The organism is Nitrosomonas sp. Is37, from assembly GCF_033063275.1.
GTDB lineage: Bacteria > Pseudomonadota > Gammaproteobacteria > Burkholderiales > Nitrosomonadaceae > Nitrosomonas.
The window spans coordinates 1-15,795 of the sequence record NZ_JAWJYP010000019.1 but is presented as its reverse complement, the minus strand read 5'-3'; the positions used below and the strand labels follow the sequence as shown (position 1 = coordinate 15,795).

The window sequence follows — 15,795 nt, the reverse complement described above, 5'->3', positions numbered from 1 at the left end:
TCTCTGTTTGCGGCTCATACCGGTATAAAATGATCGATAATTATCAGCATACCAAATAATATACTGATTGCGTTAACCATCCTTTTTCTCCCTCAAGTAATTAAGAACACAAAATGGGGTAGTAATTCCATTTCCAAATCAAACCTGACTTTGTCGGTTCTCCTCGCCATATTATTGATACTGTCTGCGGCTCACTCTTGCATCATGTTTAATTTGGAAATGGAATTACATCTGCCCTATACCGTAGATCTATCACAATATAACCAGCTCACTAATGCTGATCTGGCTGCGCATATCGATCGGATGAGCGTAGCGATTTATGACAAGAATGTGCAGACCGATGAAACGAAAGCTGAAAATTTAGCCAAAGTAGAAGAATGAATGGAGGAAACATTACAATGCAGGTAATTAAATTTACTTCGCTGAGACATTCAGCGAATAAGCATGCATGATTTCCTGGATTGCCAGAGTCACTTTGGTTTCAAGATCTTCTTGCCAGCGCGTTCCATTCTGACCATAAATAATAACCCGACGGGTGCTGAGATCGATCGGGATATCATCAGCATTTTTTGAAATGATCAGCACTGGTTTGGCGAGGGTATGGGCGATACCGAGTTCATAAAGCACATTAGGATTTCTTCCCGAAATATCGGCGATGACGAAATCTGCGATGTTAATACTTTGCCAGATATCAACCAGAATATCACTGGGCTTAAACACATCGTCCCCGCGCATCGGCTGAACGGTTAATGATTTACAGACACTGGACAGGATACGGTGCACGTCATCAGACCATTCAAGACTAAATGGCATGACAATAAAACAGCTTATCTGGCCTAGCCCAGCGCTCCTTACAACTTCGGGATAAAGCCTTTCTGGCCCAAGAAAAATGACATCCTGTTTAAGCTGACACACCGACTGACTGAGTGAATCAAGATATTCACCCAGTCCAGTAGACTGCAGCGTAGTGTGGATTCGTCCATCTTCAGTCCGCCAGTCTGCATGCTCCAGCCGGTTCTGATGCAAGCGTTTAGTATATTTTTTAAGATACTGCACACCATCGTCAAAATGATCTGTTAACCAGACCACGCTGACCACTAGGGCAACGATAAACAAAACCGCAAAAAAAGCTTTCCATACAACGTGAATATGAATCAGACCTAGCACCACCATCGTCAATAATCCCCCCAAGGAAAGCAGGATGAGAACCCCTGATAGATCAGACCTTGAGCGCTTGATCTTGTCTTCGTAGTAATGCACATCATTGGTTTTTTCCAGACTTTCTTTCCTGATCTCGGATAGCAGCAAATAGGAAGACAATAATAAAAATTGACCGAACATCCAGACAGCTTCAATACCTGCCGGCACATCTTGTTCGCTGTAAACCATATCACTCGCTATCAGCAAAGCTGTTGCCAACAGCATCCAGTTAATGACAAACGGTGCCTTCAATAAAATACACCCCAGACCAATCAGCAACACTAGAAATTCCAGACCAGCAGTCACTGCATCGAGCCGCCCTGCTATAGTGTTGAGACTCGAGTTATATTGAGAGTAATAAAAGCTCGCTAGAATCAATGCCAAGCCAAAAAACAAGAGAGAAAAAACTGCCTTGGTCAACACTGTCGGGGGATAACGATGCCACAGCTCTATCGCCAGATAACCCCAGGCACATGCCCAACTAAAGACAAATCCGCTATAACTGATATTCGAATAATTGAGAAGACCAGGTTGCATAAAATACAAAAAATTATGAATTCCATCCGAGTCATAACTCAGCCAGGAGATCGTCAGCAAGATTAGGCCAACACCCTGGATGGCCATAAATACAGCATAAGGCTTGACCACCTTCAATGCAGCAATGAAGGCTGCAAGCACCGCTGCTACGGTCACTAGACCCTGATCCCACTTGTTAAAGTTCAACCCAAAAGCCTGATCTCCCAATACTAGCCAACAACATAGCCACAACACATAAATCGCTGCAATTCCTCCCAGGTACAAATTGGTTGATACTTTCATCAATGATCCTTTAGTTCATGTTCTGTTATGCCTAATTCCATTTCTAAATCAAATCTGGCCTTGTCGGCTTTTCCTTTTTCCTTATTGTATTATTTATACTGTCGGCAGCTCGGTCAAAATCCTGTGCCATGGCAGCAAAGATTAGCGATAATGATCAATATAAAAAATTGAGTGATGATACCTGCTCGCAATGCCGTTAGCATAGCAGATCATAATGATGATGGATGTCGCGACTGATTGTCACAGTGAATCGAATTCTGTTTAGCTGGTAAGTTGCTGCATCAATTACGTTGCAGCCCACAACAGGAATAGGCCATAAGCACAACCGAAGAACCTTGGAAAGCTGATGGCCCGATGAGCCCACCATTGGTGATGGTGTCGAAAAGCTTAGTTTGGAATGAACACAGGCGAGTCGTTGCGGAAATCCTCATCCAGCGAGTTCTGTTGAGGGAGAGTTTTGCCACTCTCCATAATAACTTTATCCGCTTCAACCATGACCTGATTCCATTTCTAAATCAAACCTGATTTTGTCGGCTTCTCCGCCGTATTATTTATACTGTCTGCGGCTCGCTCTTGCGTCATGTTTGATTTAGAAATGGAATAATCTGAGAAATCCAGATTAAACCATTGTTGCTATTATTTCTCGTAAGGCAGCTCTCTGGAGCTTAAATCGAATACCAATACCTCAGCAGCCTGACCATGATTAAAATGAAGTTCACGTTCGTCTCGTACCCGCATCCCATCACCTGCGACCATAGGGTGGTTGTTCAGCTCAAGTAAACCACGAGCGATATGCACATAGGCATAGCGGTTTTCTGGCAGATGCCAGGTGAATTGTTCATCACCGTCAAATAGCCCCGCAAATACCCGTATATCCTGATGGATCGAAAGCGATTTATGTTCACCATGTGGTGAAATGATCAAATGCAAACATCCCCGTTTTTTAGCTGCGTCAAAATGGTGTTGCTGATAGCGCGGCTTCACCCCCAGCTGAGTAGGTACAATCCAGATTTGCAGAAAGTGGACTGGCTCATACGCTGAAGCATTATGTTCACTATGGGTGATACCAGTCCCAGCGCTCATTATTTGCACATCTCCTGGACGAATGACTGAGGTGGTTCCCATCGAATCACGATGCTCCAGCGCACCCTCCAGCACGTAGGAAAAAATCTCCATATCCTCATGGGAGTGAGGGGCAAAACCACGTGCAGGCTGCACGCGGTCCTCATTGATTACCAGCAAATCGGAAAAACCCATTTGATCAGGATCCTGATAATTACCAAACGAAAACGTATGCTGCGAATATAACCATCCCAAGTTGGCAATACCACGTGCGTTTGCAGGTCTAAGTTCTAACATGATGATCTCCTTTTTCTGTAAAAAATTAGACGCCATCACCATACAGTTTGCGGTCTAACGACAAGCGTCCCGCGCCGGTCAGCGCAAGCACCAGCAGGCCTCCTGCCATACTGATATTTTTCATCAGCATGATTTGCTGGATCTGATCGGCTGAGCCACCATGAAAAATAATGCCTGCGACAACCGTAAATCCAGCCAGCAAGAGGGCTATAGCGCGTGTTTGCCAGCCGAGTATCAATGCCACACCGCCTCCCACTTCAAGTGCGATAGTTAAGGGTAATAAAAAGGAAGATACCCCCATGCTGGCCATATACTGGGCTGTGCCCTCATAGCCCACGCCCAGCTTATTAACGCCGGCCATGACAAAAATATACGCTATCAATACACGCGCTATTAGAAATAATACATTGGCTACAGTGGCTTGGGTCAAGAAACGGGTAACGGTATTGTGAATTATTTGAAACATGTTTGCTTCTCCAAAAGTAAATGATCAAGCCGATACTTTACTATTGTTCCTGATAACAGATAAGTCCATTATAATGGGAAAAACTGTTATCAATAATGGAACAATTATGCTGCCTACCCTCATCAATCTCAACGACTTAGTCATATTTGAAGAAGTCATCCGCACAGGCGGTTTCAGCGCAGCTGCACGCAAGTTGAACCAGCCGAAAGCGTCAGTCAGTCGAGCAGTCCAGCGCTTGGAAGATGATCTGGCTGTTCGCCTGATCCAGCGCACTACACGCAGTTTACGCCTGACGGAAGCGGGTGTGCTGCTCTATGAGCAGGCTAATGCCTCATTGGAACAGATCGGGGATGTATTGTGCCGCATCAAAAATATGCATGAGCAACCAGAAGGTCACTTAAAAATTACCATGCCGATAGAATTTGGCATGTTTTTTATGGGCAGTTTGATTGCAGATTTCATGCAGCTTTATCCGCAGGTGTATGTGCAAGTAGATCTTTCCTCACGCCTGGTAAATTTAATCGAGGAAGGATTTGATCTGGCACTGCGCATGGGTGCGAGTACATTACAGGATTCGAGCCTGGTCGCCAAAAAACTGAGTGAACTGCCGCTCAGGTTTTACGCGAGTCCTTACTATCTAGGCAAGTATGGTCGTCCAGATACATTGCAGGCACTGACAAAACATGAAAGCATTCTGTTCCGCCATACCCATCAGCAAACTATTCAAGCCAGCTGCCTCTCTCATAAAAAAGCACAGAATAACCGCACTGAGACTCAACTTCACGGCAAGTTGAGCGTAGATCATTACAGCGTAATGAAAGATGCTGCAGTAGCAGGCGCGGGAATTGCCTTAATGCCACCATTTATGTGTCATGCTGAAGTACTGGCCGGTCAATTGTTAAATATCCTTGAGCAGTATGTTGTTGAAACCGATCAATTGTTTCTGGTTTATCCCACTCGTAAACATCAATCCGCAGCGGTCAAAATCCTGCTCGATTTTATGACCCAGCGTTTGCTATCCCATCCATTACTGAACCCCGATCAATGAAATTCATATGCTACCGTTCACCTGGCTAAAACCTTGTACATAGCTGCAGCAGAAATACCAAACACTATGTGCGCAACCAACGTAATCCAATCCCGCGTTTCGACAAACCACGGATAAATACTGACAAAACCATACATATTGACGGTAAATAATCCCATGCCAAATAAACCACCTGCGATCAGCGCAGCTTTCATGGCAAGAGGACGAATCAACCAGGAAAGTATAAGCGCATAGATAATTGAAAGGGCAAAATGGATCCCTGTCGCAATGAGCATAATTTGCCAATCCATTGTTATTGGCGGAGGTAACACCCCCTCCCCCATGATGATCGCTGCAGCAAAACGTACATCACGATATAAAATCGAAGGCAGTGCATCCCAGAAAACCCACCATAGCAAGATCTGCGCAACAGTCGAGAATATTGCTGCAGCTACGCCAGCCAAACTCGCAGCTAACCAGAATCTCGCTGATCGAGTCATCATAGAAGATTAAGCAAATGGATATTTTTAACTCTAAAATACTTTTAGAGTTAAGCTTTCAACAACGTCCATATACCAATCCCGATAAATCCTACTCCTGCAAGATAATGCAGATGTTTTGCACTGATATATTGGGCAATCACACCACCCAGCAACACACCTATGGCCGAAGTCAATATCAGTGCCAACGAAGCGCCGAGAAATACGGTCAGTTTGCTTACTTCCTTGTCTGTCGCAAACAGCATGGTGGCTAATTGAGTTTTATCTCCTAACTCAGCGATAAACACAGCAGCAAAAACAGTGAGTAATAATTTGTAGTCCATTTGAAAGAGTAAAAATTATTTTTGAACCACGCCATCAATAACCTAAATCAGGAACTTCAGCCGGCGAACTCAACTCCGGTTTGGCTCAAACCAACGAGATTGATATTGGTCTCATTCGCAACGGAATTTGCTGCTAACACCAACAACTCAGCCTGAGTCATGGTACCCCCACTGCCTTGCAATAAGCCAACAAAGAAATCTCGCTGCTCTGCCGAGGGCGGTACACCTACTACGTTCTGGTAAACAAGGTTGACAAAATCAACATTGCTGGATGAGCCTGCCAGTGACATGAATAGCGGAGAATTGATGACCAGCTGGCTGACTTCCAATATCGACCGACCACTATCAAATAACTGTAAGCCGATAGCCACGAATTCGGGGGTAATATTCTGTGCGTCAAAGGCCGCTCCGATGAGGCGCACGGTATTGCCAGCAGCTTGACCCTGGCCAAGATCAATCGCCAGATTTTTATCCAGGAAATGGAACCGCTCGATATCAACCAGTGTGTCATTGCCTTCCGGCCCGCTCACAGTAAAACCTGATGCCGTTGGAGTGACAGTATTATCCGCGCGATTGCTGTTATAAACCACGGTATCTGCCCCAGCGCTACCATCCAGCAAATCATCACCTGCAAGCCCATTCAAAATATCATTACCTCCAAGCCCTTTCAAAATATCGTTAGCAGGGGTACCAGTAAGATTATCGACGCCTTCGGTGCCGACAATTAAATTGCCTTGAACAGTTTCTCCAGCAAAATTTTTGGGTGAGCTAGCCCCGATTGCACCATTGCGGTCAATAGAGTGCGTGCCATCAAGCGGTAACGAACCATAAGTTATCTCATCGACATTTGCATAATTGACAGTCGCGCTACCATTGGTAAACAAAAATCCGTTAGGAACAATGTAATCCGGCGTTACGATGCCAAGATTAGCAAAACCTTGGGTTGCGATGAGCACTGTCGTGTTGGCAGTTTGTATACTGGGAAGATTATTGGGAAATGTGAAAGTGTTAGTTGTACTGCCTTGCCTAACCGAAATACTATGATTCATTAAGAATGATTCCCCATTGAAGTTGCCAACTGCCAATTCTATAAACTGGACAGTGCCATCAGCGTTCGAATAAAGCTCATTGATACGGTATAGGTGAAAAGCCATGGGACCCTCCTTAGCGAGGAATGAAAAGAAATTCTCGCGCACCTAGCAGCGCACTTTCTCGAATGATAAAAACAATTCGATCTATAAATTTGATCTATGAATAAATAGATAATTCCCAATATAATCGGGGAATTACCTATTATTTATTGATGTTGACTGTAAAACATCGCCGGCCTACCGTCAGTCAGACTTGCCATATTCCCATCCAGAAATACTGATTAGAAATTAACAATATCCTTGACCACTGGGATCAGCAAGAGGTAATGTTCGCCCTTGCAGATTGCAGCGTAACTATCAAATTGGTAATCTTGAAAAAATAAACCGGAGCATAACGATGAAAAAAGTAACTGTATTATTAGCAACTGTGGGGTTGGCAGGTTTGATTGGCTGTGGCAAAACGGATAATTACACCCCTGCAGTAACTGCCACTGGTGAGGAGATATTCAGCCTGAACTGTACTAAATGCCATAAACCCAATACCGATGGAAGCGTGCTGATGTTGAGCGCTGCAATGGCGAATAAAGACGCGATCATCAAGAAAGTACAGGGAGGTAGTATGGGCATGACTGCCTTCCCTAACATTACGGGCGAACCTGCGGATCGTTTGGCGGAATATGTTCTCGCCAACAGCAAAACCAAGTAAGTCTACTGGTTAACCTGTCTATTTCACCAGGCTGGCCTGGTGAAATAAGCTGGTTAAGCAGAGTGCTTCAGACGCAGAGATCATCATGGCAGCTAATTTGAAATCGTCCATCTTGAAGGAACAAGATGCATAGTCAAACTCACTGCTGAATCACTAATAGTTACTCTGATTTTTCTTCTGAAGTAGAAGAACCTCTTGTTTCAGCATGATTAGTTTTAACTTGGCTGGCTTCAGGCATAGGATGCTTAGCACGGTGAGTCATCTTACTAATCAGTACAAAAAAGAGCGGCACAAAAAAGATGGCTAAAAAAGTAGCGGCCAACATTCCGCCGAACACGCCCGTTCCAATGGAATGTCGACTTGCTGCACCAGCGCCAGAGGCAATCACCAGTGGAAACACACCGAGAATAAAGGCCATGGATGTCATGACAATAGGCCGGAATCGAAGGCGTGCTGCTTCAAGCGCAGCTTCGGTTATAGATTGACCCGCTGCATAACGTTCATTGGCAAACTCGACGATCAGAATCGCATTTTTAGCGGCCAGCCCAATCAAGGTAATTAGCCCAATCTGGAAATAAATATCATTGCTCAAACCTCGCGTCCAGATAGCCAGCAGCGCTCCCAGCATGCCAAAAGGTATCGCCAGAATAACAGCGAACGGGATAGACCAGCTTTCATATAAGGCGGCCAGCACCAAGAAAACCATGAGCAACGCGAAGAAAAATACCAGCACAGCTTGCCCGCCGACCTTACGTTCCTGGAGGGAGATGCCGCTCCAATCGATCGTGTAGCCTTTCGGTGCCAGGATTTCATGCGCTATTTGCTCCAGTGCGTCCAGCGCTTGTCCTGAGCTATAGCCGGGTGCAGCGCTTCCCAGTACGAGTGCTGAATTGAAGCCATTAAAATGAGTAACCGGGTCTGGCCCGCTGCTGAACTCAGTGGTCACAACGGAGTCAAGCGGAATCATGGATTGCGTATTATCACTACGAGCGCGCACATAGATTTTGCTGATATCGTCCGGGTTGGAGCGATATTCGGGTAAGGCTTCGGTTTGTACACGGTAAATGCGGCCAAATTTCACAAAGTCGTTGATATACAGATTACCAAAATAAGCCTGCATAGTATCGAACACTTCAGAAATAGGCACACCCAATGCTTTAGCCCGCTCTCGGTCTACCTGGGCATAGAGCCGGGGCGAGCTCACACGGAAATTGGTGCCGGCTACCGCGATCGCTGGATGTGCCATGGCCTTGGTGACAAATTCCTGAGCAGCTGCTGCAAATTCGGCAAAATCACCCCCGCTGGGGTCCTGTAATTGAACCGTGAAACCTCCTGTGGTGCCCAATCCACTGATCGAAGGCGCATTAAAAGCCAGAATTAAGGCTTCAGGGATTTTGGCAAACTCCTGGAAAGCTCCTGCAATCAGACTGGGCACCTGCTCATCGGCATTTTTGCGCGTTTCCCAATGATTCAACGGGACGAACATCGTTGCCTGATTCGTTCCACGTGTACCAAAAACAAAATTCTGACCAGCCAGTGTATCTGTCGAATGAACAGCAGGAATCGACTGGAAATAATGTTCTACCTTATTCAGAACTTCAGTTGTTCGTGCCAGGGAAGCACCGTCCGGCAACTGGATGACAGTAATAAAATAACCCTGATCTTCTTCCGGCAGAAAGCTCCCTGGAGTGACCCTAAATAAACCAAGGATAACGAAGAGCAGCGCTAGAAAGATCACCATGGACATCACCGATCGCTTGATGATAACCCCGACAGTGCCTACATAGCGTGCCTGCACCCAATCAAACAGCCGATTGAATATTTTCCAGAATCCACTGGGAGCTCCATGACCTGGTTTAAGAACCAGAGCACACAAGGCAGGACTGAGAGTCAGCGCCACGAAGCCGGAAATGGTCACAGAGAGCGCAATGGTAATTGCAAACTGTTTGTATAATTCACCGGTAATCCCTCCCAAAAAGCCAACCGGCACAAACACGGCAGCCAGTACCAGCACAATCGCAATCACAGGGCCGGTTACCTCCTCCATGGCTTTTTTTGCCGCTTCGCGGGGTGTCAGCCCGCCTTTGGTCATATGGCGTTCGACATTCTCTACCACTACGATTGCATCATCCACCACGATACCAATCGCCAATACCATGCCGAAAAGGGTTAACGTATTAATTGAAAACCCCAGTGCCGCCATGCCGGCAAGTGTACCAATAAGCGAGATCGGAACCGCAACGGTTGGGATAATCGTCGCTCGCCAGTTTTGCAGAAAAATAAAAACAACAAGAATAACCAGCAGCGTTGCTTCAACGAGGGTCTTCACTACCTCTTTGATGGAAACATCGATAAATGTAGTGGTGTCATAGGGAATATCATACGATACGCCTGCGGGAAAACCATTGGCCAGCCGGTCCATTTCCTGACGTATCCGCTGCACTGTATCGAGTGCATTCGCACCTGGAGAAAGAAAGGTTAAAAGAAAGGTATTCGGTTTACTATTCCATCTTCCTACAAGATCATAGGACTGGGCTCCCAGCTCTACATGCGCGACATCGCGCAACCGCACCATAGAACCATCCGGGTAGGCGCGCACAATCATGTCTTCGAATTCTTTGACCTCGCTCATGCGACCGCGTGTAATGACCGGAATAGTAAGCTCTGTCGCCTTAGACAAAGGCTCACGACCTATTCTGCCAGCCGGAAAATCACGATTCTGATCGCGAACAACGGCTGCAATTTCAGTTGGGGTAAGATCGAGCTGCGCCATACGGACAGGGTCAAGAATAATTCTCATGGAATAGTTCTGTCCGCCGAAGATAATGGCATCCCCCACACCCGGCAGCCGCTTGATATTGTCTATAATCCGCAGCAATGCATAGTTCGAGAGAAAGACATTGTCGTGCTTAGGATCGGTCGAGCTCAACGCAATGACCGCTAACAAATCAGGTGAGGTCTTTTTTACGGTGATACCCTGGCGAATGACTTCATCAGGAAGTTGGGGATCGGCAAGGCGCTGCCGGTTCTGCGTTTGCACTTGGGCGATATCGATATCCGTTCCAATCTCGAATGTGAGCTTCAACGTCATATGCCCATCATTCGTGCTGGTTGATTCGTAATAAAGCAGATTGTCGATACCGGGTAGCTGCACTTCGATTGGCCGTGCTACTGCTTCTGCGACTACCTCCGCGCTAGCACCAGGGTAATCCGCATCGATCTGCACCATGGGAGGGGTAATTTGCGGAAATTGCGCAATCGGCAGAGTCTGTAAAGCAACCAGACCGATTACGACAATAATGATAGACAGGACCGATGCAAAAATAGGCCGATCAATGAAAAAGTGTGAGCTCATGGTACGTTATGCATGACTTGTTCTTCGGAATGAATCAAGGAAGAAGCGTCTTCTTTCTGAATCTCAATAGCATTTACTTGCGTTCCTGGCAGGATACGATGAAACCCGCTTACCACTACGCGTTCTCCGACATGCAAACCTGAATCGATCAACCATTCATCGCCATGCCAGGCGCTGGCCAGGACTGGCCGAAGCTCTGTTTTCTCTTCTTTATCAATCACATAGACAAATGAACCGATCGTTCCCTGCTGCACAGCGCGCTGAGGGACGAGAATAGCATTCGTTCGAATATAACCTTTGAGGCGAATTCTGACAAACTGACCAGGATAAAAGTAGGAGCGTCCTGGCGCTTCTTTCCCTTCCGGATTGGGAAATTTAAATCGCCCTTGCAGCGTACCTGTTTCAGGTCGTATAGCAATATCGGCAAAATCGAGCATTCCCTCCTCCGGGTACACGCTCCCATCAGAAAAAGTCATTACCCCCCGTAATTGAAAGATATCGGGTCTCTGGATTTTTTGTTCGACAAGTTCGCGGCGACGACGCAGCAGATAGCTTTCAGGAACGCTTACATTGACATACATGGGATCCAGCTGATCGATAGTAGCTAATAAGATAGTCTGGGCAGAAATCAACCGCCCTTCGTAGAAATGGCTACGACCTATACGGCCATTCACCGGGGCAGTGATCAGGGTGTTGTCCAGATCAAATTTTGCTTTAACCAGATCGCTTTGTGCAGCTTCCAGAGCAGCTTTAGCTGCCAGCACTTCGGCTTCGGCATCGTCAAGATTCTTTTTACTGACAGCCTGCTTCTCAAGCAGCGGTTTCACACGCGCCAAATCTTGTTTAGCCAGAGTCAGTCGCGCCTGGGCCTCAGCTACTTTTGCTTTGCTGCTGAGGTAAATGGCTTTAAATGGCACGGGATCAATCAGGTACAGCTGATCTCCTTTTTTAACATTCCGACCTTCCGTAAAAAAAACTTTTTTGATAATACCACTTACCTGCGATCGAATCTCCACTGGGCGGAAGGCCTCAGTCTGTCCAATAAATTCCGGCTCATCTTCAATCGTTCGTGCAGTTGCAGTAATGACTTCCACTTGAGGAATAGGCGGTGATAAATTGGTGGATGATTCCTCGGCACAGCCAGCAAGCAGAACCAGGCATAATCCGACACTCATGCTCATCATGGTACGCCCAGTGCGAGCGATTAATACGATTAACCCTTTGATTGGTTGGTACATAGACTCGACTCTTAGTTCTTAGTTATTCTTATCAAGGAAAGGATCTTTGAAAGACAGCTGATATGATAATCAAAAATCTATTAGAAAATTCAGCTTCTGCCAAAGTTCAGCTTCACTTCCTCAACAGCTTTTTATCATCCCGGCATCCATCCGCCACCCAAGGCTTTGTAAAGCTGCACGATCGATACCAGATGGAGGCGATGCGTTGCCATGAGCGCAAATTCGGCATCGAATAAAGTGCGCTTGGCAAGTAGTACATCGACATAACTGGTGATGCCTCCCTGGTAGCGAAGATCCGCTACACGCAAAGCTGAGCGCAGTGCTTCGACTTGCTCTTGTTGCGCTTTGCGCTGATCGCTGGCAGTACGAATGGCCACCAGCGCATCTTCCACCTCCCTAAACGCTACCAGAATGGTTTGTTCGTATTGCGCCAACGCCTGCCTTGCACGCGCTTCCGCAGCTCGTTGCTCAAAGCCCAGGCTTTGCGCGTTTAGCAATGGGCCTGCTAGGCCGATTCCACCCACACCAAATTTGCTATTAGAAAGCAACAAATTGGACAATGACGGACTAGCCACACCTAGGAAGCCTGTCAATGAAATTTTGGGAAATCGTTCCGCTTTGGCTACCCCTATCCTGGCAGTAGCAGCCGCTAAAGTTTGTTCTGCCTGAAGAATATCAGGACGTCGTTGCAACAACTCTGAAGGCAGACCGGCTGGTACTTCAGGTGGTATCAGCTGTTCTGTCAGAGAGCGCCCGCGTGCAATCGATACTGGGTTTCTTCCCAACAACACACTGAGCTCATTTTCCTTCTGGATCATTGATCGTTTAAGCTCAGCCACCCGGGCGACAGCATTTGCCCGCTCCGCCTCGAATTGATCCAGATCGAGACGGGAAATGACCCCTTCTTGCAGCTGCGCCCGGGAAATGGCAACTGATTCTTCCCACGAAAACAATGCGTGCCGGGCAATATCCAACTGCATATCAAATTGCAACAGATCAAAGTAGGACTGCGCCACTCCACTAACTAACGTCAAAACGACAGCACGGCGGTTTTCCTCACGCGCAAGGAGATCCGCACGAGCAGCCTCATTGGAGCGACGGATCCTGCCCCAGATATCCAATTCCCAATTCAGGGTTGTCTGGCCAAAATAATTAAAAGATGACGGAAATCCGGGAGGAGCGAATCCACCGAGCTTGCCAGCCGCTGGGGCATTAGCTGATACGTCCATTTTGGGTAGAAAATCCATGCGCGCGATATTGAGACGCGCTTGAAGCTCTTCAACACTTGCCACAGCTTGTTTAAGGTCCTTATTTTCCAGCAAAGCCTGGTTGATAAGCCGCCGGAGTTCTTCATCATGAAGAAGCTCCCACCAGGGAAGATTGGCAAGAGACTGCCCTTCCGTCTCAGTCATACGAAAATTGTCAGCAATATCGATACGAGGCCGAGCATAATCAGGCCCAATGGCACAGGATGCGAGCAACACAATCGGCAGCAACCACACCACGCGGAACCAGCTGTTCTGGCAGTAATAGCGTTTCATCCCTGATAGACAGGGTGTTAGGAGTGTTTGGCTAAATCTGACAAAAGCCATGTTGATTGCACCAACCATTTTAGAATCCATAACCCAAGCAGTTACCACCTTCAAAAACAAAAAGGTTTTAAATACAATAGTATACCATTTCCTATTTGTATCTCCCGTATCCCCCAAGAAGCATAAAAAACTAAGCCATGTCTCCGTCATTCCTTTACCTTATTGAGACGAACTGGTCGCGACGGAAATCATCCAGCTAACACCGAAGCGGTCGGTAAGCATGCCAAAGCACGGTGACCAGAACGTTTTAGTCAGCGGCATCTGCACTTGACCACCATCGGCAAGTGCGGCGAAAGTACGATCAGCTTCGGCTTCTGTCGGTACGCTAAGCGACAGGGAAAAGCCGCTGAAATTCGCACCTTCCTGGTTTCCGTCGGAAGCCATCAGTGTAGTTGCACCGATACGGAAAGTTGTGTGCATAATTTTGTTTTCAAAGCCTGGCGGTAGCATGCCAGGCGGTGAGGGTTCAGGGCTGTCTTTGTGACGCAACAGTATCTCTACCTGAGCACCGAGTGCTGTACGGTAGAAATCGAGAGCTTCTTCGCAACGTCCACCAAAAAACAGGTAAGGCTCGATAAATGTGTTTGGCATGATAGTTCCTTGAATTTAAGATTAGTCAATGATGACTGACTTCGCTAGACGAGCTCCTCCAGCTTACCTTATTCCATTTCCAAATCAAATATGACACAAGAGCGAACCGCAGACAGTATAAATAATACGGCGGAGAAGCCAACAAAGTCAGGTTTGATTTAGAAATGGAATTACGTCCGCCGCATAGGTGTGTCTCTGCTTAAGCATGCACCAGCGTCTTGAAACCACCATATGCCATTTTCTTGTAATCAAATAGCTGATTGGCAGGATCACACATTTCCTTCAAACGAGGATCAGCCATAACCCTTGCGTTTACAGCGTCACGATGTTCACGGGATTCGAACACGATCCACGCGAACACTACGGTATCATCAGGACCTGCATTGGCTATCTTCATAAAAGAAATCATATCCTTGACTTCCAGATCGTCGCCGATGCATTCCCAATAATCGAGTGCACCGTGCTCTTTCCAGATCTGACTCGCTTGCTCAGCCATACGCTTGTAATCGTTAATCTTGTCTTTCGGAAGTGGAATCACAAATCCATCTACATAATTGCTCATACCATGGTTTCCTTTTAAATAAAGGTGATTCAGATTATTCATTTTGCTAGGAATCACCCAATCAGCAAACGAAAATATGGCGATCCGAGATTTTTCCAGATTTTGAAACCAAAATGATCCAACTTTTCTTCCTAAGTTGCAATACACTAGCCATTCAATCTGGTCAGCATAGTGTTCTCTCGTTGGTGGTAGCGGTTGTTAAACAGATAACGCCGATCTGTTGTTCAGTCAATCCGGGGGCAATGCGCTGAGCTTATTGCCCTACAGGCTCATTCCTAATTCCATTTCCAAATCAAGGATAACACGAAGGTGAGCCGCAGACAGTATAAATAATACGGCAAGGTGAAGCCGACAAAGTTAGGTTTGATTTAGAAATGGAATAACATGATCAAAGATACCGATGCTCGTAGCTGCAGAACCCACACAGTGAACTCTGTATCTGGTTGAGTGCTTTGCTAGTTAGGTGTGTTCTTCAATTGCTTTCAACAGAAGCTCAGCAACAGCACTGCCTGATGCTGGATTCTGACCGCTGATGAGTCTGTGGTCCTCAACGGCAAAGGCAGTCCAGGGCTCATCCGCCTTTTGATAGATGGCGCCCCGAGCAACCAGTTCGGTTTCAGTGAGATAAGGCACATACTTGTCCAGCTCGACAAGTTTTTCCTCCTCGTTTGAGAAACCTGTAACCTTTTTCCCCTTCACCAGCAGGGTGCCATCGGACAGTTTGATGTTCAGCAAACCTGCAGCGCCATGGCAAACAGAGGACACATAGCCTCCTTTTTCATAAATCTTGCGACCAATGGCCTGAAGTGCCGCGTTATCAGGGAAATCCCATACCACCCCATGCCCCCCAGTAAAATAGATAGCAACATAGTCGTCAGGATTAATTTCACTAGGGTCTGTTGACATTTCACACGGGTAGCCACAGATACCCGCATGCCATGGCAACCATACTTTCATAATTTCTCT

The 15,795-nt window shown here is 46.6% G+C and carries 15 protein-coding genes; 3 read left to right on the top strand and 12 right to left on the bottom strand.

The genetic code is table 11. The features are described from left to right. The first annotated feature begins 204 nt into the window (after positions 1–204). The gene (locus R2Q26_RS09990) at positions 205–381 is read left to right on the top strand and encodes a hypothetical protein (protein WP_317536136.1); all 177 of its coding nucleotides are present in this window, start codon (positions 205–207) and stop codon (positions 379–381) included. A 33-nt stretch (positions 382–414) separates the two neighbouring features. Here R2Q26_RS09990 and R2Q26_RS09985 read toward each other — a convergent pair whose 3' ends face one another. From R2Q26_RS09985 to R2Q26_RS09975, 3 genes are all read right to left on the bottom strand, one after another. Next, the gene (locus R2Q26_RS09985; RefSeq protein WP_317536135.1) at positions 415–2,019 is read right to left on the bottom strand and encodes a hypothetical protein; all 1,605 of its coding nucleotides are present in this window, start codon (positions 2,017–2,019) and stop codon (positions 415–417) included. Positions 2,020–2,655: 636 nt separating this feature from the next. Further along, on the bottom strand, positions 2,656–3,378 hold the full coding sequence (locus R2Q26_RS09980; protein WP_317536134.1) for a pirin family protein: 723 nt from the start codon (positions 3,376–3,378) through the stop codon (positions 2,656–2,658). Between the two features lie 25 nt (positions 3,379–3,403). Beyond that, positions 3,404–3,844 carry a DoxX family protein gene (locus R2Q26_RS09975; RefSeq protein ID WP_317536133.1) on the bottom strand — a complete coding sequence of 147 codons (441 nt, stop codon included), beginning with the start codon at positions 3,842–3,844 and terminating at the stop codon, positions 3,404–3,406. A 73-nt stretch (positions 3,845–3,917) separates the two neighbouring features. Between R2Q26_RS09975 and R2Q26_RS09970 the strand changes: the two genes are divergently transcribed. Next, a complete protein-coding gene (locus R2Q26_RS09970; protein WP_317536132.1) occupies positions 3,918–4,892 on the top strand; it encodes a LysR family transcriptional regulator in 975 nt (324 codons plus the stop codon). Between the two features lie 17 nt (positions 4,893–4,909). On the opposite strand, the gene R2Q26_RS09965 is transcribed toward R2Q26_RS09970, so the two are convergent. Genes R2Q26_RS09965 through R2Q26_RS09955 form a run of 3 tightly spaced genes read right to left on the bottom strand, consistent with a single transcriptional unit; the run spans position 4,910 to position 6,848 of the window. Then, positions 4,910–5,374 carry a sodium:proline symporter gene (locus R2Q26_RS09965; RefSeq protein WP_317536131.1) on the bottom strand — a complete coding sequence of 155 codons (465 nt, stop codon included), beginning with the start codon at positions 5,372–5,374 and terminating at the stop codon, positions 4,910–4,912. Between the two features lie 47 nt (positions 5,375–5,421). Next, positions 5,422–5,694, bottom strand: coding sequence for a TMEM165/GDT1 family protein (locus tag R2Q26_RS09960; RefSeq protein ID WP_317536130.1), 273 nt, complete (start codon positions 5,692–5,694; stop codon positions 5,422–5,424). 56 nt (positions 5,695–5,750) lie between these two features. After that, positions 5,751–6,848, bottom strand: a complete 1,098-nt coding sequence (locus R2Q26_RS09955; protein ID WP_317536129.1) for a DUF4214 domain-containing protein — start codon at positions 6,846–6,848, stop codon at positions 5,751–5,753. Positions 6,849–7,182: 334 nt separating this feature from the next. Between R2Q26_RS09955 and R2Q26_RS09950 the strand changes: the two genes are divergently transcribed. Then, positions 7,183–7,491, top strand: a complete 309-nt coding sequence (locus tag R2Q26_RS09950; RefSeq protein ID WP_317536128.1) for a cytochrome c — start codon at positions 7,183–7,185, stop codon at positions 7,489–7,491. Between the two features lie 160 nt (positions 7,492–7,651). Here the strand turns inward: R2Q26_RS09950 and R2Q26_RS09945 are convergent, their stop codons facing one another. The 6 genes from R2Q26_RS09945 to R2Q26_RS09920 all read right to left on the bottom strand — a co-directional run. Beyond that, positions 7,652–10,846 carry a multidrug efflux RND transporter permease subunit gene (locus R2Q26_RS09945; RefSeq protein WP_317536127.1) on the bottom strand — a complete coding sequence of 1,065 codons (3,195 nt, stop codon included), beginning with the start codon at positions 10,844–10,846 and terminating at the stop codon, positions 7,652–7,654. Beyond that, entirely contained in the window at positions 10,843–12,084 is a 1,242-nt protein-coding gene (locus R2Q26_RS09940) for an efflux RND transporter periplasmic adaptor subunit (protein WP_317536126.1), read from the bottom strand. Before R2Q26_RS09940 ends, R2Q26_RS09945 begins: the two co-directional genes overlap by 4 nt. A 134-nt stretch (positions 12,085–12,218) precedes the next feature. Next, a complete protein-coding gene (locus R2Q26_RS09935) occupies positions 12,219–13,706 on the bottom strand; it encodes an efflux transporter outer membrane subunit (RefSeq protein WP_317536125.1) in 1,488 nt (495 codons plus the stop codon). Between the two features lie 129 nt (positions 13,707–13,835). Then, positions 13,836–14,267 carry a VOC family protein gene (locus R2Q26_RS09930; protein ID WP_317536124.1) on the bottom strand — a complete coding sequence of 144 codons (432 nt, stop codon included), beginning with the start codon at positions 14,265–14,267 and terminating at the stop codon, positions 13,836–13,838. Between the two features lie 199 nt (positions 14,268–14,466). Next, positions 14,467–14,829, bottom strand: a complete 363-nt coding sequence (locus R2Q26_RS09925; RefSeq protein ID WP_090566931.1) for a DUF1428 domain-containing protein — start codon at positions 14,827–14,829, stop codon at positions 14,467–14,469. A gap of 459 nt (positions 14,830–15,288) precedes the next feature. Beyond that, on the bottom strand, positions 15,289–15,795 hold a 507-nt coding region (locus R2Q26_RS09920), incomplete at its 5' end, for a type 1 glutamine amidotransferase domain-containing protein (protein ID WP_317536123.1).